Genomic DNA, 352 nt, shown 5'->3' with positions numbered 1-352 from the left:
GGAGTCCGGACCGGTGCCGGCATCGGAGACGGCACCCGACAGCGACACCGCAGGCAGTGACACCGCCGACAGTGACACCGCCGACAGTGACACCGCCGACAGTGACACCGCAGGCAGTGACACCGCCGACAGTGACACAGGCGCACCCGATTCGGCTCCCGAGCCCGGTGGCGGCGTCACCAATTCCGGATCGGCGGGTGGGCCGCGTGCGTTCCGGATCATCGCGCGCGGCCGGATCCGTCCTGCCGCGCCGCTTCCCGATCCCACCACCGACAACACCCGTTCACCGGCGGCACGTGCAAGGCGTGAGCGACCCTCCGCAGGACGCGACGTGGCACTGTCGGAAGCAATC

Annotated in this window: 1 pseudogene; it reads left to right on the top strand. The window is 70.5% G+C overall.

The features are described from left to right. Nucleotides 1-13: 13 nt before the first annotated feature. Nucleotides 14-352: pseudogene (locus tag A2J03_RS14565) on the top strand (hypothetical protein); the annotation flags it as partial.

Source organism: Rhodococcus sp. EPR-157, from assembly GCF_001647195.1.
GTDB lineage: Bacteria > Actinomycetota > Actinomycetes > Mycobacteriales > Mycobacteriaceae > Rhodococcoides.
The sequence above is the reverse complement of the archived record's forward strand: the minus strand, read 5'-3'. Positions and strand labels throughout refer to the sequence as shown.